This is a genomic window from Antarcticibacterium sp. 1MA-6-2 (assembly GCF_021535135.1).
GTDB lineage: Bacteria > Bacteroidota > Bacteroidia > Flavobacteriales > Flavobacteriaceae > Gillisia.
On record NZ_CP091036.1, the window covers coordinates 1,280,012 to 1,299,949 of the forward strand.

A 19,938-nucleotide genomic window follows, 5' to 3' on the forward strand; every position below is an offset into this window, starting at 1 on the left:
CTACGACCATCTTGGAGACTATTCTTACCATCAAAAATTTAACGAAGAAGTACGGCTCTTTAACAGCTGTAAACGACCTCTCTTTTACCATAAAGAAAGGAAATGTCTACGGAATATTAGGACCCAACGGGAGTGGCAAGTCCACCACCCTTGGAATGGTTCTCAATGTTGTAAATAAAACTTCCGGAGAATTCTTTTGGTTTGATGGCAGTGATTCTACCCACGAAGCTTTGAAGAAAGTAGGGGCCATCATCGAACATCCCAATTTTTACCCTTATATGACAGCGGCTCAAAATCTTGCTCTTGTTTGTAAGATCAAAGGTGTAGCCCCGGAAAAGATAGACGAGAAACTTGAAATAGTAGGATTACTGGACAGGAAGGACAGCAAATTCCGCACGTTCTCCCTTGGTATGAAACAGCGTTTAGCTATTGCCTCTGCCCTGCTTAACGACCCTGAAATTCTTATTCTTGATGAACCTACAAATGGACTTGACCCCCAAGGTATCCATCAAATTCGGGAAATTATAAGGAAAATTGCTGCCACAGGAACAACCATTCTTCTCGCTTCTCACCTACTGGATGAAGTTGAAAAGGTTTGTTCTCATGTTGTGATCATTAGAAAAGGAGTAAAACTATATAGTGGCCGTGTAGACCGAATGAATGCAAGTCATGGTTTCTTTGAACTAAAAAGTAGTGATCCACAAAAACTACAGGAACTTCTTGAGAACCATCCATCAATAGGAAAAATTACTTTTACTGAAGGACTTGTAACTGCTTTTCTCGATGAACCAATGGATGCAGAGGCTTTAAACTCTTTCCTTTTCAGCAAAGGAATTGTCCTTTCATATCTGGTGAAGAGAAAAGAAAGTCTTGAAGAGCAGTTTTTACAGTTAACCAACCAAACCTCCAATTAAGATGCTACGATTATTAGATATAGAATTACACAAGCTGAAATATAGCCGTTCTGCAAAAGTCCTGACACTTACCTATTTTATCCTTATCACCTTTATTGCTCTTATTGCCTCCATTGAATTTGATCTGGGACAGGTACATTTCCGGCTTGCCGATCAGGGGATCTTTAACTTTCCATTTATCTGGCACTTCAACAGCTATATTGCAGCCACTCTCAAATTATTTCTCGCAATTGTGATAGTCTCAATGATGTCTAATGAATACAGCAACAGGACTCTAAAACAGAACTTAATTGATGGACTTAGCAAGAAGGAATTCGTTATGTCCAAATTTCTCGCTGTCCTCCTGTTTGCAGTTATTTCAACTCTATTCCTTTTCATTGTTACGATGATCCTGGGACTTTCTTTTTCTGATTATAATGAGATTTCGATCATATTTTCAGATATGGAATATCTCTTTGCGTACTTCATTAAACTTATGGGGTTCTTTGCCTTCTGTATGTTTTTGGGTATCCTTGTAAAAAGGTCAGCCTTTGCTCTGGGTTTCTTATTCATCTGGTGGATCCTGGAATCCATTGCTTATGGGGTGCTAAAATGGAAACTTTTCAGAAATACTGATATTGCAGATAATATAATGCAGTTTTTTCCACTTTCATCGATGAGTAACCTGGTAGTTGAGCCTATCTCCCGTCTTAACTTTATTCAGACTGCCGCCTCACAAATTGGGTCTGAACTTGATAAGGATTATGGTGTACACTGGTATCAATTATTAATAGTACTCGTCTGGACCACCTTATTTATTTATCTATCTTTTGCTTTGTTGAAGAAGAGGGATCTATAAGATCAGGTTTTAAAGAAAGTGCATTTCGCGCCAATCCTGCCATATCTACACCTTTTCAAGAAGGGAATTTCATTTTTCATCTCCGCTTTTAATAGGCAGGATTATTGCTTAAATTCGTGGGGTTAAGAAAAAGAAAATGAGATTTACAATAAAGTCAGATTACAAACCAACCGGAGATCAGCCTGGAGCCATCCGGCAGCTGGTTGACGGAATTAATAAAAACGATCAATATCAAACTCTTCTGGGGGTTACAGGTTCAGGAAAAACCTTTACCGTTGCCAATGTAGTTGAAACGGTACAGAAGCCGACTTTGGTCCTGGCTCACAACAAAACTTTGGCTGCCCAGCTTTATTCAGAATTTAAGCAGTTCTTTCCGGATAATGCGATAGAATATTTTGTGAGTTACTACGATTATTATCAGCCGGAAGCCTTTATTCCTTCTTCGGGAACATATATTGAGAAAGATCTTTCGATTAATGAGGAAATAGAAAAACTGCGATTGAGTACTACCTCTTCCCTTTTAAGCGGAAGACGGGATGTGCTTGTAGTAGCTTCTGTTTCCTGTTTATATGGTATTGGTAACCCGGTGGAATTTCAGAAGAACGTGGTCTCTATAGAAAGAGATATGCGTATCTCCCGAACAAAGTTTCTTCACAGACTGGTGCAGAGTTTATATTCAAGAACAGAAGCCGACTTTAATCACGGGAACTTCAGAATAAAAGGAGACACGGTTGATGTCTTCCCCAGCTACGCCGACAATGCATTCAGAATACATTTCTTCGGAGATGATATTGAAGAAATTGAGGCTTTTGATCCACAAACGAATGAAATTGTTGAAAAATACGACCGCCTGAATATTTATCCTGCCAATATGTTTGTAACATCTCCTGATGTTCTTAACGGAGCAATAAGAGAAATTCAGGATGATCTTGTTAAGCAGGTGGATTACTTCCAGGACATTGGGAAACATCTGGAGGCAAAGCGACTTGATGAACGAACGAATTTTGATCTGGAGATGATTCGGGAATTAGGTTACTGTTCAGGAATTGAAAACTATTCCCGTTACCTCGACGGCCGACTTCCGGGAACAAGACCTTTCTGTCTTTTAGATTATTTTCCGAATGATTATTTAATGGTAGTAGATGAAAGTCACGTGACCATTCCACAAGTTCATGCAATGTATGGCGGAGACAGATCTCGAAAAGAGACACTGGTAGATTATGGTTTTCGTTTACCTAGCAGCTATGGATAACTTAGCCACTCAAATTTGAAGAATTTGAAGCTCTTCAAAATCAGGTGATCTATGTAAGTGCTACTCCTGCAGATTATGAACTGCAAAAAACTGAGGGAATCTACGTAGAACAGGTTATAAGGCCTACAGGGCTTTTGGATCCTGTAATAGAAATCAGGCCAAGTTTGAATCAGATTGATGATCTAATTGAAGAAATTCAAATAAGGGCAGAAAAGGATCAGCGGGTCCTGGTAACAACCTTAACCAAACGAATGGCAGAGGAATTAACTAAGTATCTTACAAGAATAGACGTGAGATGTAGGTACATTCATTCTGATGTTGACACTTTGGAGAGGGTTGAAATTATGAATGATTTGAGACGGGGAATTTTTGACGTACTAATTGGAGTAAACCTTTTAAGAGAAGGACTCGACCTTCCTGAAGTCTCACTTGTTGCCATTTTGGATGCAGACAAAGAAGGTTTCTTAAGGAGTAACCGTTCACTTACACAAACAATTGGTAGAGCGGCAAGACACCTTGAGGGAAAAGCAATAATGTATGCTGATAAAATTACAGACAGTATGCAGAAGACTATTGACGAAACGGAATACAGGAGGGAGAAACAGATCGCTTATAACACGAAAAACAATATTACCCCCACTGCCCTCGTCAAAGCTTTTAATGAAACACTTATTCGCAAAAAAGAAGAAGCCTATAAAATTGAAAGTGCACCAACCTTAAAAGCAGCGGAAAAGGAAACGGCTTATTTCAGCAAAAATCAACTTGAAAAAAGGATCAGGGATAAGAGAAAGGAAATGGAAGCTGCAGCGAAAGATCTTGACTTTATGACTGCCGCGCGCTTAAGAGATGAGATAAAGATGCTTCAGGAAAAAACGAAATCTATGGCCTGAGAAATTTCTAAATGAAAATATAAAGTTGGTTAATACTTTTATAACTGCTTCAGCTTCAGCTTTATATTTACTTATATTTAAAGGTCTTCCCTAGGATGTTCCAATAATCTATCGTGACTGCTTTAAAAACAGTTACTATGAAATCTTTATTTGTATTTTTTCTATTTTCCCTGTCTCTTCCATTCTATTGCCAGGTTGGGATAGGAACGGAAAATCCTCAGGCCCAACTTGATATCATTTCCCACACTCCTGATACTCCGGGAGTAAAGGACGGGATTCTAATACCGCGAATTTCGAAATTCCCTGCAACTAATCCCGGTGTGGAGCAGCACGGAATGATGGTGTTCCTTACCAAAGAACAGCAGGAGAGGCCACCGGGTTTTTATTATTGGGATGCAACTGATATTAGATGGAAATCCATAGGCTCCAACGGAACAGGAAATTTTTATAAGACCGGGACTTCTACAAATCCCGGAAACATCGAAGATCCCATGTACAGAAACGGAAACATAGGTATAGGCACTCAGGAAATAACTTCAAAATTGCAAATAGCTTTAAACTCTCCGGCAGATGCTGCTATTAAAAAAGGTCTTGAAGTGGATAATAATAATCCAACTGTAGATAATTTGACAACCTACGGAATCATCAGTGATAACCGAAGTGCCACCAATGGGACGAAATATGGAATTAAAAATAATGTTGGTGGCTTAGGACTGGGAGTTCATTACGGCATTTTCAATGAGGCATACCAAAATACCGGAACGAGCGATATCTATGGCATTTTCAATCGGGTAGGAAGAACTTTTGGTGCCCGGAGTAATAATTTCGGAATCTATAGCCAGATTGGAACTGTTCAGGGAAGTGGAAACATCTACGGAATTTATAGCAGTGCCCTTGGAGATCCTAATGCCAATGTTTTTGCCGGATACTTTGCGGGTAGATTAGGTATTGGAGCAACTCCGCAGGAAGAATACATATTTCCGGCTACCCGGGGAAAAGCAGACCAAACTCTCGTTCTGGACAGCAACGGAAACATGAACTGGAGCTATCCTAATAACCAAAATTACTCCTCTACCGGAAGTATGACGGGACAATTTATTATTTCAGATGATGTTTCTACTCTACGAATTAATGACCAGATTTCCGGTCTTGTTATCCCTCCGGCGAATTTGAACAAAGGCAGAATCATCAGATTAATAGCCTGGAAAGGAACTAAAACAAAACCTTTAATATTTTCAGGGACAGATGACATTTATGACGTGGTAAATGATGTCTCTGTGAGCTCAATTGCGGGTGGTGAAATCTTAACAATGCAAAGTGCCGGAAATCGTTGGGTTCTTCTCGATATCAGAAAATAAAAAGCGCCGTCTCCGGCGCTTTTATTCTACTAATCAAATGACTTTTATCCTGCTAATCAAATGAATAGAATTAACCTATTTCTATACTTCTCTTCGGCTGAACTTTAGCCTCTTCACGCTTAGGCAGGCTAATTTCCAATACCCCATTTTTGTATGACGCAGAGATTTTCTCATTATCCACTGAATCGGGTAAGCTGAATGCTCTTCTGAAACTGCTATAGCTAAATTCCCTTCGCGTATATCTACCATTCTTTTCATTAGATTCGTTTTCCTGTTTTATTTCCGAAGAAATAGTAAGGACACCGTTATCTAATTCAATTTTAAAATCTTCTTTTGTTTTGCCTGGTGCAGCTACAGCAACCAAAAAGTTTTCATCTGTTTCCTGAATATTTACAGCAGGAATGCTGGTACCAATATTATTTCCATTTGTTGTACCACCTAACCAATCTGTTTTAAACATATCGTCAAAAACTGATGGCAGCCAATTGGCCTCATTTCTTTTTACTAAACTCATAACTCTTATTTTTTAATTAGACTTTTTATTTTTTGAAAACATATTAGCAAATTAAATTCCAATTGAATTATTGCGCCAGTTTGTCGTGAATTCTTACAATATTGCTGTCTTTTTGACACACATCTTAATATTCTTTGAAATTCCTTACTTTTAAATTCTATTACATATGAATGAAAAACATCTATTTCAAAGTTGTCAATATTCTCAAGGGTGTAAGAAATAAAATAGCATTTTATCCTACTGCTTTAGCCATATTTGGAATTTCCTTTGCTTTTTTTATGTTATACCTGGAAAGAACAGGTATATCGCAATATTTTTTTGAAAAATTACCTGTGCTAATGGTAGACAATGGAGATACTGCACTGGCAATATTAGGCTCTCTCATTACTAGTCTTATTTCAATGATGGTTTTCAGCTTTTCAATGGTAATGTTACTATTGAGCCAGGCTTCCAATAATTATTCCCCACGCCTCCTGCCGGGCTTAATATCTAATAAAGTTCACCAAATCGTGCTGGGGATATTTCTGGCAACTATTCTGTACCTCATTTTTGTATTGTTCTCAATTGAACCTGCAGAAGAAAAATACACTATTCCCGGATTCTCTGTCCTTGTAGGAATTCTTTTTACTGTTGCCTGTATTTATTCCTTTATCTATTTCATTCATAATATTTCTCAGAATATCCAGATTAATAATATCCTGGAGCAGCGTTACAGGGAAGCCAGGAAGAGATTGAAGCAGTGGATAAAGGAGGAAGAGGAAATTAATGAAGAGTTTCCGGCAGATGAGGAGTGGTACGAGTATTACGCGACGAACAGTGGTTATTTCCAACATATTTCCTATTCTAACTTAATGGTAATATGTACTGAAAATAAAACCAGACTATCAATCTTACCTGTACGGGGATTTTTTGTCCTGGAAGATTTACCACTTTTCAGGTCAGAAAAAGAGTTGGATGAAAAAACTTTGAGTTCGATCCTTTCTAACTTGCATTTCTCCCGGGGGAGCTTGTAGAGGATAATTATTTATATGCATTTAAACAAATTACTGAGATAATAGTAAAAGCAATGTCTCCCGGTATTAACGATCCAGGTACAGCAATAAACGGAATAGATTATCTTACAGAATTATTTTCTCTGAGATTACAGCATAAGGAGAATGACCTTATATGTAAAGAGGGAAAAGCATTAATTAAAATAAAAACTCTAAGCTTTGATGAGTTACTATACAATATAATGGCTTCTATAAGGACATACTGCAAACACGATATTATTCTTGTCCAGAAGTTATTAGTTATGTTTAAGTACCTTAAAGCTCGCGGGAATAAAGATAATCGCTACCTCGACAGCATTGAAAAAGAAGTTCATACGCTTCTTATTGATGTAAAAAATTCTGTTTCTAATTCAAGGGACATTGAAGCAATCTTTAAGTTAGCCAGAAGTTATGGTTTTGAAACCAATCTTCAACTCACCAGGAAACTATAAACTTAAAGAGGAGCTTTTTCACAACTGAAAAAGCTCCTTTTGTTAATAACGAAAAAGAAATATATTACTACTTCCTGGTATTCACCCACTCCTGCACGTTCTCTTCCAGAATATTTAATGGTACTGCCCCATTTAGAAGAACTACATCATGAAATTCCCTAAGATCGAATTCTTCACCAAGTTCGGTCTTGGCAAACTCCCTTAGCTCCAGAATTTTTATCATTCCAATTTTATATGCAGTAGCCTGTCCCGGAAACACTATATGCCTTTCCACCATTTTTACTGCATCGCTTTCAGCATTTGGCGTATTCTTTTTGTAATAGTCTATTCCTTCTTCACGAGTCCACTTTTTGGCATGAATACCCGTGTCTACCACCAGCCTTACAGCTCTCCAAAGCTCCATTGCGAGCCGCCCAAAATCTGAATAAGGATCTTCATAAAATAATCCTATTTCCTTTGGAAGTAGTTCACTGTACAATCCCCAGCCTTCAATATAGGCTGTATAAAAAGAAAACTTTCTGAAATCCGGAATACTGTCAAGTTCCTGTGCGATCGCAATTTGCATGTGATGCCCTGGTATTCCTTCATGATAAGCCAAAGCTTCCAGTTGATATTTTGGCATTGCAGACATATCATACAAATTCGCATAGTAAGTACCGGGCCTGGAACCGTCTAAAGCGGGTGGCTGATAGAAAGCTTTACCCGCACTTCGTTCTCGAAACGGTTCTACGGCCTTTACAACTATGTCTGCTTCAGGTAAAGTCTGGAATAAATCATCGAGGCGTCCTTTCATTGTATTTATGACTTCCGTTGCTTCAGCAAGGTAAGTTTGTTTCCCTTCCGGAGTATTTTCATAATAAAATTGGGGATCAGTTCTCAGGAATTCAAAAAAGTCCTGAAGTGTTCCGTCAAATCCCACCGTATCCATAATTTTCTCCATTTCTCCATGAATTCGGGAAACTTCATTCAACCCAATTTCATGAATTTCTTCAGCAGTAAGATCTGTTGTAGTTGTCCTTTTTAAAGCATTATTATAAAAAGCATCTCCTTTAGGGAATTTCCAGGCACCATGATCGGTAGTAGCCCGTTGTTGCTGATCTTCCAGTTTGGCTATTAATTTTTCATAAGCAGGCTTTACTGATGTTAAAAGGGCCTGCTCTGCACTTACTAACAATTCTCTTTCCACCTCATCTTCCAGATCCAAAGCTTCCACTTTTTCTTTAAAATCATGAAGAAGGGTACTGGCTTCCTTAGAAGTCTCAAAAGGTTTCCCTTTCAGAATATTTTTGGAGGCATCAACCGTTCTCTCAAATACAAAGGCTGGTGGCACTATTCCATTTTGCTCCCTTAGGTTCATACCTTCGATAATTTCATCAAACACTCTCGGTAGATCATTAAGACGCGAAATATAATTCTTAGCATCGGCTACAGAATCAATTCGGTGCATATTAATAAGAAAAGCTAGGTAGGCTGGTATGCTGCCCCCTCATTTGATTTATAGGATAATCATAAAACCTGTATTTATAGTCTTCGATCCTATTTTCAAGATCCTGTCTGTACAGCCTGTAACTAAGATTAGCCTCCTCGTCCAGAGCTTCTTCGTCTACCTCATCTTTGAGGTAACTTAAGCGTCTTTTATACTTTTCGAGATCTTCAGCAAGTTTAATATTCGAGAAATCATCAAATTTTCCATAATCGGTTTTAAGCCCCAACTGCGTTTGAAGCATAGGAGAATCTGCCAAATCTTCCTGAAATTGGTCGTCCAGATATTGATTAAATTCTAATGACTGCCTTTCAATCTCTTCTTCGGAAAAATTTCCCTCCGTTTTATCTTTACACGACATAAAGCCTGAAAAAATGAAGAGGATAACTGCTACTTTAAGTCTTTTCATATTCAATTATTCTAAAACAGAAAATTTAATAAATGAATCTCCGTATACTTTGTGAGTCTGCTTCTTAAAATCTTCTTCTTTTGCCTCAAAAATGTTAGGGACATAAATTTGCGGATTAAGATCAATCAGAGGAAACCAGGTACTCTGAACCTGTACCTGAAGCTTATGTCCCTTTTTAAAAGTATGATTCACGTCCTGTAAATTAAACGTGACATCAGTCTTCTTATTGGCTTCAAAAGGTTCTGGTTTTTCAAAACTGTTTCTAAAGCGGCCCCTTATAACTTCACTCCTAACCATCATATGATAGTTGCTCATTCGCAGATGGTCCTGCATTTCTTCAGAATCCTCAGCATCAGGAGGATATACATCTATTATTTTCACGATCCAGTCTGCCGCAGTACCCGTGGTAGCAACCTTTAAATGTGCTTCTATAGCACTTAGCAAGAGTCATATCTTTATCCAAAACCGGAGTCTCATACACAAGCACATCAGGACGTCGCGCGGCAAAGCGTTGATCATCTGTCATGTATTTTCTTGGTGTAAACACAGCCTTTATATCTTCTGAATACGGCACCTACTTTTTAGGATCACTCACAAAAGAAACTTCTGCCTTTGAAGGTATACTGGTCAATTTCTCATCTTCCCCTAAATAAAATCTTTTACTCCTTACACCTTCCGGAGGCCATGATTCAAAAGATTTCCAGGTCATAAGACTTAGTGTCGTACATATGAGCTTCAGGTAGAGAAACAGTTTTATCTCCGCTGCCTTTTAGAAAGTGATTAAAAAACACGGTCTCTGTTTCCCTCTGATAAGCTTCAGAAATATCATCTCCAAAATAGATGTTTCCTACAGCCTGTCTTTTACTGGTCCTGGCCCAGTCTCCATGGCTCCAGGGCCCCATTACCAGGATATTGAAATTGTCGCTGTTCTTTTCAATTGTCTTATAAGTTTGAAAAGGACCGTAAAAATCTTCAGCATCAAACAATCCGCCTACGGTCATAACGGTAAGTTCTATATCATCCAAATGCTGAATGATTCCCCTTTTTTGCCAAAATTCATCGTAGTTTGGATGCTCCTTAAGCTGTTGCCAGAAGACATTGTCTTCCTTGTAATATTTGTTCAGATTACTTAGAGGGCCTGCATCCAGAAAAAACTGATATTGATCCTGTGTTCCAAGTTCAGGTAGTTCGTACCAGGCCTCGGCTGTAGGTTCTGTCTTCTCGTAACCAAATAAGGCAGTCGCACGCCAGTAACTTAAAAGATAAGCTCCGTTATGGTGAAAGTCATCAAAAAAGAAATCCCCGATAGGTGCCTGCGGGGAGACCGCTTTAAGGGCAGGGTGCCGACTTAAAAGAGAATAGGTTGAGTAAAATCCCGGATATGAAATTCCCCATACTCCTACTCTTCCATTATTGTTGCTAATATTTTTTAGAAGCCATTCAATAGTATCATAAGTATCAGTTGCCTCATCTATGTTTTTATTTCCGTTTTTCTTCGGAAGAAATGGCCTCATATTGTCATAAGTACCTTCACTCATCCACCTTCCCCGCACATCCTGGTAAACAATAATATTACCTTCCTTCATTAAATAATCATTGGGTCCAATTTTAGACCGAAATTGATCTTCCCCGTACGGCCGGGAGCTGTACGGGGTCCTTTGCATTAAAATGGGATATTCCTGTGAGGTGTCCTTAGGTGAATAGATAGTGGTATGAAGTTTTACCCCATCCCTCATAGTTATAGTAACCTCCTGCTTAGTATAATTTTCTTTTACCTGGTACTCTATAGTATCCTGTGCCAAGCCTGAGACAACTAAAAACAGGCTCAGGATTAGGCTGAATTGGATTTTCACAAATTTCATCAACTAGGGTTTTGATTTGATCCTAAAGATAGAAATTTAAGGAAGAATACCCTTAGTTTATTGCAGCTGCTCCAAATTTATCAAGCCCCTGTTCCAGCCAGCCAAGAAATTCTTTTTCATCGGGTGTATAACCTACAGGGGGATTTAAAAGATTTACTTCCGGATCTAAAAGAACGTAGAAAGGTTGTGAATTGTTTTTAAAATTGACAGTTTGAAATGTGGCCCATTTATCGCCGATCGTCTTTATTTTCTTAATGCCACCTTTTTCCCGCAGATAATTAAACTGCTCCTCCTCTGGAAGATCCTCTTTGTCGTCGACATATAGAGAGATAAGGACATAGTCATTCTTTATAACATCGTAAACCTCAGGATGACTCCAAACCTGTTCTTCCATTTTTCGGCAATTAACACAGGCCCAGCTAAGTAAAATCCAGTAAAATAGGTTTATTCTCTTCACGGGCAACAGCCAGTCCTTCCTCCCAATCCTTATATGCTTTTAATCCCAACGGGCCTTCCGTCGGTTTATCGTAAACGCTATAAAATAAAGGTGGAGGAAAACCACTCAGTAATTTCAGATTTGCAAAACCAGTGTTGGTAAGGCCGGGGAAGAGATAGAGAACAAAAATGAAGGTGAGGGTCCCAAAAGCAAACCGCCCTTTACTTATTCTTTTCTTAGGCCCATCGTGTGGAAATCTAATTATTCCGAAGAGATATAACATTAATCCAATAGCGATAATGATCCATATTCCTATGAAGATCTCCCTTTTAAGGATACCCCAGTGTTCTACAAGATCTGCGTTAGAAAGGAATTTAAAGGCCAGTGCCAGTTCGATAAAACCTAAAACAACCTTTACAGTATTAAGCCATCCTCCACTTTTAGGAAGAGAATTTAGCCAGTTTGGGAAAAGGGCAAAAAGAGCAAAAGGAAGAGCAAGGGCGAGACCGAAACCTCCCATTCCAAAAGATAATTGGGTTGCACCACCATCGGTAGTTAAAGAACCACCCAGTAAAGAACCTAAAATTGGTCCGGTACAGGAAAATGAAACCAGGGCAAGGGTTAAAGCCATAAAAAATATTCCGACTACACCACCAAAACTCGAAGCTTTATCATCCATCCTGCTACTCCACGAGCTTGGAAGAGTTATTTCATAATAACCGAAGAAAGAGAAAGCAAAGGCTATAAAAATTACGAAGAACACGACGTTAAGCGTCACGTTAGTTGAAATGTTATTAAGGATCTCCGGTGCAATACTGTCCAGTAAATGAAACGGAACGCTCAATAAAAGGTATATCAGGAAAATAAACAGCCCGTACAATATAGCGTTGACTAAACCTTTTTTTCTTGTTCTGGCACCTTTGGTAAAAAAAGATACTGTTAGTGGGATCATTGGAAAAACGCAGGGAGTAAGTAACGCGATAAGTCCTCCAAAGAAGCCCAAAAGAAAAATAGTAATATAGCCGTTTCCTTCTTCCTCTTCCGGCTGGTATTCCTCCCAACCCTGAATTTGAATATTTAAAGCCTCTGTTTGTCCTCGGTCACGGTCGGTTAATTCTACATCTGTATAACCTTGGGTAGCTTTATTCTGATTTACAGAAATTTGAAAAGGCACCGTATCCGGAGGCAAACATTGCGCATCATCGCATACACTAAAGTATACCTCTACTTCAATTTTCGCTTCAGGATCTAAAATTCTAATATTCTGACTAAAAACTGCTTCATCTTCAAAATAAATAACATCCATTTCAAAGACCTCATCAAAAACTGCAGGAACGTTTGGTTCCTCCATTTCACCTATAAGTTCTATGCCTTCAGAATTTATAAAAGTAAAGGTAGTAGGAATGGGACCGCCCTCTTCTACGTGCTGAGAGTAAAGGTGCCAGCCTTTCTCCAAAGTGGCAGTTAAGAAAAGAGTGGCGATACTGTCATTTTGTTTTTCTATCCTTGCATCCCACTCAATGGGGTCTGCAATTTGAGATTCGCTAGAGGAACTGAAAACCTGTGCCTGTACAGTAAAAAAAGATATTATAAGAAAGGCCAGGGTCCAAAGATATTTCATAGAGAATAGGTAATTTTTAATATTTCCTGGGAAGGATCTGTGATGGCAAATCGGCCATCGGCTCTGTGGTTTACCACCCATAAGATCTTTTCTCCGGAACAGAGGAGCCAGGATTCTTCTTTCTCGGGCAAAGATAATTTTTTGTCCTTAAAAAAGTCACTAATTTTCTTCTTTCCTTTCATTCCAAAAGGATAGAAAAAATCACCCTTCTCCCATCTTCTCAGTACCAGGGGGAATTGAATTTTTTCCTTAGCCACGTAAATAATATTAGGTGTCGTTTCCTGAATTTCTTCTGCCTCGTGTAAAGTAAAAGTACCCGGGGGCAACATGACTATTTCCTCTCCTTCAGGAATTTCATATCTCGTTCCTTTATTAGCTGAAGGTTTCTCAGTAAGGATTAGAACCTCCCGATCTTTTATAAGGCGGTGCGTATTAGAAAACACCATTTTTCCCGGTTGAGCTGAAAGGAGGTCGTAAACATCATTCCACTCGGTAAAGCCGAAAGATTTAAGCAAGTGATATAACACAGCTTTCCTGTTTGGAATTCTTTGTAATACCGGAATCTTTAATTCATACCCAAAATTGGATTTTGTGACAATTTCGTTGTAGAGAAGACCAATATAATCTTCAAGAAGATCAAAACTTTCCTTAAGATGTTCCTGCGTTTGGGCAAAACTATCCAGTAACTGCGGATTCATTTCTTCCAATACAGGAACTACTTCGTGCCTTATTTTATTCCGAAGATATTTTGAAGAAGCATTGGTGCTGTCTTCCCTCCAGGATATATTATTTGATTTTGCAAAGGCTTCTATTTCTTTCCGCGAGAACTTCAGCAGGGGCCTTACTATATAATTATTTTCAGCTTTAATACTGGTAAAACCTTCTAAACCACTCCCCCTTACCAGGTTAATCAGAAAAGTTTCCAGGTTATCATTGGCGTGATGAGCTGTTAGAATATAATCAAAATTAAGAGTAGATCTTAGCTGAGAAAACCATTCATACCGCAGATCCCGGGCAGCCATTTGAATTGAAACTCCCATTTCTTCAGCATAAGCTTCTGTATCAAACCTTTGACTAAAAACCTCTACTTCCAAAGCATCAGCCAGATCTACTACAAATTCCTCGTCAGCATCGCTTTCCTCTCCCCTCAAATTAAAATTGCAATGGGCTATGGAAAAATTGAGGTGAGAAGTTTTACAAAGGTGTGCAAGCACAACACTATCTACTCCCCCACTCACCGCCAGCAAGAGCTTTGAGTTTGAAAGGTCTTTAAAATCTGATTTTATAATGTTCTTGAATTCCTTTTCCATCGAAAAGTAAAGATACAAAAGCCCTTCCTAATCGGGTTAAAAGAAATTTTTATAGATAGATAAAAAGCCGAAGAAAGCGTTGTCTAAAAATCGCCTAAGACTTCTCTCATAGCTTTTGCCTTAAGGAGACATTCTTCGTATTCTCTTTCAGGCACAGAACCTGAAGTTATTGCTCCTCCTACAGAAAAAGATATATATTTATTTTCAGCATTGTAAAGAATGCTGCGAATTACCACATTAAAATCAAAGTTACCCTGGGGAGTAAAATATCCCACTGCGCCACTATACAGTCCGCGCCTGGTTTCTTCCATTTCTTCAATAATTTTCATTGCCGAAATTTTTGGTGCACCTGTCATACTACCCATTGGAAAAGTAGCTCTTAAAACTTCAACCGGAGGAATTCCAATATCTAGTTCAGCCGAAACTGTGGAGATTAATTGGTGAACCTGCCTGAAAGAATACACTTCGCAAAGCTCCTCCACCTGGACAGTTCCTCTTTTTGCAACTTTGGAAAGATCATTTCGCACTAAATCCACGATCATAATATTTTCTGATCTTTCCTTTGGATCGTTTGAAAGAACCTTTGATATTTCTTTATCTTCCAATGGATCTTCTGAACGTCTTGCTGTGCCTTTAATGGGTTGAGAGAAAATCTTGCTCCCATCTTTCCTGAGATACCTTTCGGGTGAAGCTGAAAGGAGGTAATTTTTATCAAATTTCAGAAAAACTGCAAATGGTGAAACAGAAATCGCATTTAATTTTTTGAAAACTTCAAGAGCATCAATTTCAGTTTCTTCAGCATAAAATTCCTGACAGAAATTGGCTTCATAGATATCTCCGCGATGGATGTGGTGCAGAATCGTCTTTACCTTTTTAAGATAATCTTCTTTTGATATGCGTGGAAGCGGTTTTTGGTTTAAGGTTTCTGGTTTAAGGTTTGAGGTTTCTGGTTCAAAGTTTAAGGTTTCAGGTTTAAGGTTTGAGGTTTCTGGCTTCTGGTTTAAGATTCCAGGTTTAAGGTTTGAAGTTTCTGGTTCAAGGTTTGAGGTTTCTAGTTTCTGGTTCGGTGTTCTCTCTTCTCTCTTCTCTCTGCTCTCTTCTCTTTCTTCTCTCGTTGCTTCTCTTTCCTCTCTTCTCTCTTCTCTAACCTCGGAACTCTCTCCACTTTCCTCTTTCCTCTCTCCACTTTCCTCACTTTCTTTCCCAATTCCCAAAATGTCGAAAAAATCTTCTTCCATTTCTTCATCTACCATTTTCAGATAATGAAAAACAGCTTTGCCATTTTTGATCTGGATCATTTTTGCAGGTTGGAAAAAGTAAAGTTCCGGAAATTGAAGTCCGTCAAAATTATTGGACGAAAGCTCTTCGACATCGTTTTTGAGATCGTAAGAAAGGTATCCAAAGATCCAGTCGGCAGTTATTTCCTGGTATTCTTTTAGATTATCAAAAGCATTAAAAGAATCGGTTTTAATTGAAGTAAAGGCTTCAACAGCAAGTACTGCTTCAAATCCGGTATATTTCTGCGGGTAATCATTACTGTCCAGCCAAACAACTTCTTCAAACTGTTTGCTCCAGGAAAGCAGCTTCAGTTTAAATTCAGCGGGATTGGTTAAAAGAAATTCTTTGGTGGTTCGCACTTAATCTTCAATTTCATGTGCAAAAGTAGTTAAGACATCTTCAATTCCCATATCCAGAACTTCATTCTGAATTTTGCCATCCTCAAGATTATCTTTAAAAGAGGGAAAGCTGAAACTCTGAATGATTTTTCCGCCAAATCGCGGTAACATATGCTTTGTGTAATCAAGAGCAGCAGCAGCTCCTCTGGCTCCCGGGGAGGTACTCATAAGAAGAATATGCTTTCCTGTGAGAAAACTTCTGTCCATTCTGGAAAGCCAGTCAATAATATTTTTGAAAAAAGCTGATACAGTACCATTGTGTTCATTTACCGAAATAACAAGCGCGTCATGTTCATCAATAAGATTTTTTAATATCCTGATATCTGTAGGTATTCCCCGCTCCTTCTCCAAATCTATACTGTAAATTGGGATATCAAACTCTCGCAATTTTAGAATTTTAATTTCGTGCCCCTGAATTCTATCTACTACGTGAGTCAAAAAAGTGTGGTTAATAGATGTACTGCTATTGGAGCCTGCAAAGGCGAGAATTTTCTTCATAATTATTAATTCTGTTCAAAATTACCTAAAAATATAGAAGCGCCCTCTTAAAGTTGTTTTAAAGATAGATATGAGACTTGAGATGTGAGACATGAGATTTGAGATTGAGGTATGTCGGGTTTTAGAACTTGAAGTTCTGCTGCAAGATATTAAGTTGCATCCTAAATTTCCCGCAGAGCCCGCAGATCAAAAATGGTGATTTTCGCAGATCGTCCCGGGAAAGAGAAAATCATCCTCTTTTCCTGTCCAATCTTCAGTCACCTCTCTAAAGGCGCTCTGACTTTCCTCTCTTCACTTTCCTCTCTCCTCTACTACTGCACCACGATACTTCTCTCTCCACAATAATTCCCTTACCTTTGCAAACAGATTAATATTCATACTGTGACTTTTCAAGACCTCAATTTAAATACTCCTTTACTCAACGCGCTGGAAGATCTTAAATTCCACACTCCTACTCCTATCCAGGAAAAGGCATTTTCTTCTATTATGTCCGGAAAAGATGTAGTGGGAATTGCACAAACGGGTACAGGGAAAACATTTGGATATATGCTTCCGATTCTACGGATGCTCAAATATTCCGAACAAAAGAATCCGCGGGTACTGGTGCTGGTGCCAACACGGGAACTTGCAGTACAGGTGGCAGAGGAGATTGAAAAGCTTACTGCATATATGAATGTGAGAATAGTTGCCGTTTATGGAGGTGTAAACATTAATACTCAGCATCAGGATGTTTTACAGGGACAGGATATTGTGGTGGCGACTCCTGGAAGATTGTATGATCTGGTGTTAAGACGGGCAATTCAGCTGAAATCGGTTCAAAAGCTGGTGATAGATGAAGTAGATGTGATGCTGGATTTAGGCTTTCGGTTTCAAATCAATAATATTCTTGAGCTACTTCCGGACACTAAGCAAAGTATTATGTTTTCAGCTACAATGACAGAAGCTGTGGAAGAGCTTATTGACGCAAATTTTAAAGCTCCGGAGAAAATTTCGGTAGCAATGAGTGGGACTCCGCTAGAGAATATTGAGCAAAGAGGTTACAAAATTCCAAATTTCCATACCAAAGTAAATTTCCTGAAGCACATTCTGCAAGACCGGGAAACCTACAGCAAAGTACTGATCTTCGTAGGCTACAAAAGAATGGCAGACCGTCTGTTTGAAATGCTGAATGAAAAATATGCAGAGGAACTAACGGTAATCCATTCCAATAAGACTCAGAATTACAGATTGCGAAGTGTGAGACAATTTGGAGAGGGGTTTTGCAGAATTCTTGTAGCTACAGATGTTATGGCCCGTGGTCTTGATATAGAAAACGTTTCCCACGTGATAAATTTTGACACTCCGGAATATCCTGAAAATTACATGCACAGAATAGGAAGAACAGGACGTGCCGAAAAACAGGGAATTTCTATTGTGCTTACTACTGAAAAAGAAGAAGAGAACCTGGAGAAGATTGAAAACCTAATGAATATGAAGGTGCCTCAAAATGAGTTACCGCCTGAAGTATCCATTTCTACTGAACTTATTCCTGAAGAACAGCCAAAAGTCTTTGAGATCAATAATCCCGGAAAAAATTCTGAAGATGCTCCCGGACCAGCTTTCCACGAGAAAAGCGAGAAAAACAAAAAGGTGAATCTTGGAGGATCTTATCGACGGGAAATAGCCAAGAAATACAAGAAACCGAAAACCCGGGGCGATAAAAATGCCAACAGAAGAAGAAAAAAGTAGAATATGCATCAGTTACAGAATGAATTTTTAAGTATTGGCGTTAAACCGATTGGTGCAGAACTGTGCAGCATAATTGATCGTGAAACGCAAAAAGAATATATCTGGCAGGCGAATCCTGAAATCTGGGCGAACCACGCCCCAATACTTTTCCCAATTATTGGAGAATTAAAAAACGGTTCTTATTCTTTTGACGGCAAAGAATACAGCCTACCCCGACACGGTTTCGTAAGGCATAATGATAAAATTATCCTGAAGGAGAAGACCAACGAGAGCCTGATTTTCTTTCGTGAATATTCCGAAGAAACATTAAAAGTTTATCCCTTTAAGTTTCAACTGGAGATCCAATTTACTTTATTTAAAAAGCAACTGGAGATTTCTCACCGTGTGACCAATGTGGATGACAAATACATTTATTTCTCCCTGGGAGGACATCCTGCTTTTAACGTTCCGTTAAATGAGGGAGAAGTTTATGAGGATCATTTTCTCCAGTTCGATAAAAAATTGGACTTAAAGACTCACGTGCTGAATGAAGAAGGACTAATAACGGCCAGGACTACTCCGGTAACTGAAAATGATGATAAGATTCATTTACACAAGGACCTTTTTAACAAGGATGCACTGGTTTTTAAAGATATCCAGTCTAAGAAGGTGGTTTTAAAGAGTAAAAGATCTGGGCCTGTATTAACTGTGGAGTATGATGATTTTAAAAATTTAGGTCTTTGGGCAAACCCTAGCTGCGCCATATGTTTGCATTGAACCCTGGCTGGGAATAGCCGATTCTGAAGATGCTACAGGTAATATAAAAACAAAAGAAGGCATTATCGAAATAATGCCTTCTGAGAAATTTGAAGCGTCTTACACCATAACTATAGAGTAAGATCTGCCGATTATAGATTAACTTCTGTTCTTTTTCTTCGCTTCTTTCGCAGCGCGTTTTTCCTTTAAAGTAAGAACTAAGTTCCTTTTTAACCGAATTCTTTGAAGGGGATTTTTCTTTTGCCATGGTTTCTCTGTTATTAAGAGTTTATGGAATAAAAGTAATAAAACTTATAACACCAAAGCAGAAAAATTTGGGGCCGAAATTCGCACTACAAAATAAAATTTCCCTAAATTAAATCTATGAAAACCGAGGAGCTTAAAAAGGAACTGATAAACAGAATAAATAGTACTGAAGATAAATCTCTACTGGAAGATATCTATAGATTAATTGATCCGGAAAATTCTGGAAAGGTTATTTATGAACTATCTTTTGAAGAGAAAACTGAACTAAATATAGCCAGGGAGGAAGTTAAAAACGGACAATATTTTACCCAGGAAGAAGTGGATGAGAGCATGAAAAAATGGCTGGGAGAATAAAATGGTCCAAAAAAGCTACAGAAGATCTTCAGGAAATTTTAGCTTACTGGAGAAGTAGAAATAAATCCAATACATATAGCAAGAAACTCTATAAAGAAATAATACAGATCATATATTTATTAGATGCATATCCCTATTTAGGCATATCTACTAGTGATAAATTTATTAGAGTGAAAATTTTTAAATCGTATAAATTTTTTTACGAATTTAAATCCAAACCAATTACCATACTGGGAATTTGGGATACGAGGCAAGACCCGGAAGAATTAGAAACACTCTAAAAAATAAAAAACGCTTCGGAGTTCTGAAG

15 protein-coding genes and 3 pseudogenes are annotated in these 19,938 nt (G+C 38.4%); 10 read left to right on the forward strand and 8 right to left on the reverse strand.

Annotation, left to right across the window (positions count from 1 at the left end; translation table 11 throughout):
• The first annotated feature begins 11 nt into the window (after positions 1-11).
• The 4 genes and pseudogenes from LZ575_RS06435 (at position 12) to LZ575_RS06450 (ending at position 5,252) form a co-directional block, all read left to right on the forward strand.
• Positions 12-914, forward strand: coding sequence for an ABC transporter ATP-binding protein (locus LZ575_RS06435; protein ID WP_235329931.1), 903 nt, complete (start codon positions 12-14; stop codon positions 912-914).
• Position 915: 1 nt separating this feature from the next.
• Positions 916-1,752: an ABC transporter permease gene (locus LZ575_RS06440; RefSeq protein ID WP_235329932.1), complete on the forward strand. Its 837-nt coding sequence runs from the start codon at positions 916-918 to the stop codon at positions 1,750-1,752.
• Between the two features lie 136 nt (positions 1,753-1,888).
• Positions 1,889-3,894 (forward strand): annotated as a pseudogene (gene uvrB / locus LZ575_RS06445) (excinuclease ABC subunit UvrB).
• A gap of 137 nt (positions 3,895-4,031) precedes the next feature.
• Complete coding sequence (locus LZ575_RS06450) at positions 4,032-5,252, forward strand: hypothetical protein (RefSeq protein WP_235329933.1); 1,221 nt, start codon at positions 4,032-4,034, stop codon at positions 5,250-5,252.
• Between the two features lie 70 nt (positions 5,253-5,322).
• Here the strand turns inward: LZ575_RS06450 and LZ575_RS06455 are convergent, their stop codons facing one another.
• Positions 5,323-5,766 carry an Hsp20/alpha crystallin family protein gene (locus LZ575_RS06455; protein WP_235329935.1) on the reverse strand — a complete coding sequence of 148 codons (444 nt, stop codon included), beginning with the start codon at positions 5,764-5,766 and terminating at the stop codon, positions 5,323-5,325.
• Between the two features lie 170 nt (positions 5,767-5,936).
• Between LZ575_RS06455 and LZ575_RS23385 the strand changes: the two genes are divergently transcribed.
• Entirely contained in the window at positions 5,937-6,779 is an 843-nt protein-coding gene (locus tag LZ575_RS23385) for a DUF2254 family protein (protein ID WP_311196006.1), read from the forward strand.
• A gap of 53 nt (positions 6,780-6,832) precedes the next feature.
• The gene (locus tag LZ575_RS23390) at positions 6,833-7,249 is read left to right on the forward strand and encodes a DUF2254 family protein (protein ID WP_311196007.1); all 417 of its coding nucleotides are present in this window, start codon (positions 6,833-6,835) and stop codon (positions 7,247-7,249) included.
• Positions 7,250-7,316: 67 nt separating this feature from the next.
• On the opposite strand, the gene LZ575_RS06465 is transcribed toward LZ575_RS23390, so the two are convergent.
• From LZ575_RS06465 to LZ575_RS06490, 7 genes and pseudogenes are all read right to left on the reverse strand, one after another.
• Entirely contained in the window at positions 7,317-8,696 is a 1,380-nt protein-coding gene (locus LZ575_RS06465; RefSeq protein ID WP_311196008.1) for a DUF885 domain-containing protein, read from the reverse strand.
• 1 nt (position 8,697) lies between these two features.
• The gene (locus tag LZ575_RS23395) at positions 8,698-9,141 is read right to left on the reverse strand and encodes a DUF885 family protein (RefSeq protein WP_311196009.1); all 444 of its coding nucleotides are present in this window, start codon (positions 9,139-9,141) and stop codon (positions 8,698-8,700) included.
• Positions 9,142-9,147: 6 nt separating this feature from the next.
• Positions 9,148-11,003: pseudogene (locus LZ575_RS06470) on the reverse strand (CocE/NonD family hydrolase).
• A 52-nt stretch (positions 11,004-11,055) separates the two neighbouring features.
• Positions 11,056-13,060, reverse strand: a pseudogene (locus LZ575_RS06475) (cytochrome c biogenesis protein CcdA).
• The gene (gene tilS / locus LZ575_RS06480; RefSeq protein WP_235329936.1) at positions 13,057-14,370 is read right to left on the reverse strand and encodes a tRNA lysidine(34) synthetase TilS; all 1,314 of its coding nucleotides are present in this window, start codon (positions 14,368-14,370) and stop codon (positions 13,057-13,059) included. Before tilS ends, LZ575_RS06475 begins: the two are co-directional and overlap by 4 nt.
• A gap of 83 nt (positions 14,371-14,453) precedes the next feature.
• Positions 14,454-16,007, reverse strand: coding sequence for a chorismate-binding protein (locus LZ575_RS06485; RefSeq protein WP_235329938.1), 1,554 nt, complete (start codon positions 16,005-16,007; stop codon positions 14,454-14,456).
• Entirely contained in the window at positions 16,008-16,544 is a 537-nt protein-coding gene (locus tag LZ575_RS06490; protein ID WP_235329940.1) for an NADPH-dependent FMN reductase, read from the reverse strand.
• Positions 16,545-16,925: 381 nt separating this feature from the next.
• Here LZ575_RS06490 and LZ575_RS06495 point away from each other — a divergent pair, with 381 nt between their 5' ends.
• The 4 genes from LZ575_RS06495 to LZ575_RS06510 all read left to right on the forward strand — a co-directional run bounded on the left by LZ575_RS06495 (position 16,926) and on the right by LZ575_RS06510 (position 19,909).
• Positions 16,926-18,272, forward strand: coding sequence for a DEAD/DEAH box helicase (locus LZ575_RS06495; protein WP_235329942.1), 1,347 nt, complete (start codon positions 16,926-16,928; stop codon positions 18,270-18,272).
• Positions 18,273-18,275: 3 nt separating this feature from the next.
• Positions 18,276-19,028, forward strand: a complete 753-nt coding sequence (locus tag LZ575_RS06500; protein ID WP_235329944.1) for an aldose 1-epimerase family protein — start codon at positions 18,276-18,278, stop codon at positions 19,026-19,028.
• A gap of 363 nt (positions 19,029-19,391) precedes the next feature.
• Complete coding sequence (locus LZ575_RS06505) at positions 19,392-19,628, forward strand: hypothetical protein (RefSeq protein ID WP_235329945.1); 237 nt, start codon at positions 19,392-19,394, stop codon at positions 19,626-19,628.
• Positions 19,613-19,909 (forward strand): type II toxin-antitoxin system RelE/ParE family toxin, encoded by a 297-nt coding sequence (locus tag LZ575_RS06510; protein WP_235329947.1) that lies wholly within the window; start codon positions 19,613-19,615, stop codon positions 19,907-19,909. Before LZ575_RS06505 ends, LZ575_RS06510 begins: the two co-directional genes overlap by 16 nt.
• The last annotated feature ends 29 nt before the right edge of the window (positions 19,910-19,938 follow it).

Excerpts from the sequence above, each read along its gene's own strand:
- LZ575_RS23390 (WP_311196007.1), top strand. The coding sequence starts at position 6,833 with ATGTCTCCCGGTATTAACGATCCAGGTACAGCAATAAACGGAATAGAT.
- tilS (WP_235329936.1), bottom strand. The coding sequence starts at position 14,370 with ATGGAAAAGGAATTCAAGAACATTATAAAATCAGATTTTAAAGACCTT.
- LZ575_RS06505 (WP_235329945.1), top strand. The coding sequence starts at position 19,392 with ATGAAAACCGAGGAGCTTAAAAAGGAACTGATAAACAGAATAAATAGT.
- LZ575_RS06490 (WP_235329940.1), bottom strand. The coding sequence starts at position 16,544 with ATGAAGAAAATTCTCGCCTTTGCAGGCTCCAATAGCAGTACATCTATT.
- LZ575_RS06440 (WP_235329932.1), top strand. The coding sequence starts at position 916 with ATGCTACGATTATTAGATATAGAATTACACAAGCTGAAATATAGCCGT.
- LZ575_RS06510 (WP_235329947.1), top strand. The coding sequence starts at position 19,613 with ATGGCTGGGAGAATAAAATGGTCCAAAAAAGCTACAGAAGATCTTCAG.
- LZ575_RS06465 (WP_311196008.1), bottom strand. The coding sequence starts at position 8,696 with ATGCACCGAATTGATTCTGTAGCCGATGCTAAGAATTATATTTCGCGT.
- LZ575_RS06500 (WP_235329944.1), top strand. The coding sequence starts at position 18,276 with ATGCATCAGTTACAGAATGAATTTTTAAGTATTGGCGTTAAACCGATT.
- LZ575_RS06450 (WP_235329933.1), top strand. The coding sequence starts at position 4,032 with ATGAAATCTTTATTTGTATTTTTTCTATTTTCCCTGTCTCTTCCATTC.
- LZ575_RS23395 (WP_311196009.1), bottom strand. The coding sequence starts at position 9,141 with ATGAAAAGACTTAAAGTAGCAGTTATCCTCTTCATTTTTTCAGGCTTT.
- LZ575_RS06455 (WP_235329935.1), bottom strand. The coding sequence starts at position 5,766 with ATGAGTTTAGTAAAAAGAAATGAGGCCAATTGGCTGCCATCAGTTTTT.
- LZ575_RS23385 (WP_311196006.1), top strand. The coding sequence starts at position 5,937 with ATGAAAAACATCTATTTCAAAGTTGTCAATATTCTCAAGGGTGTAAGA.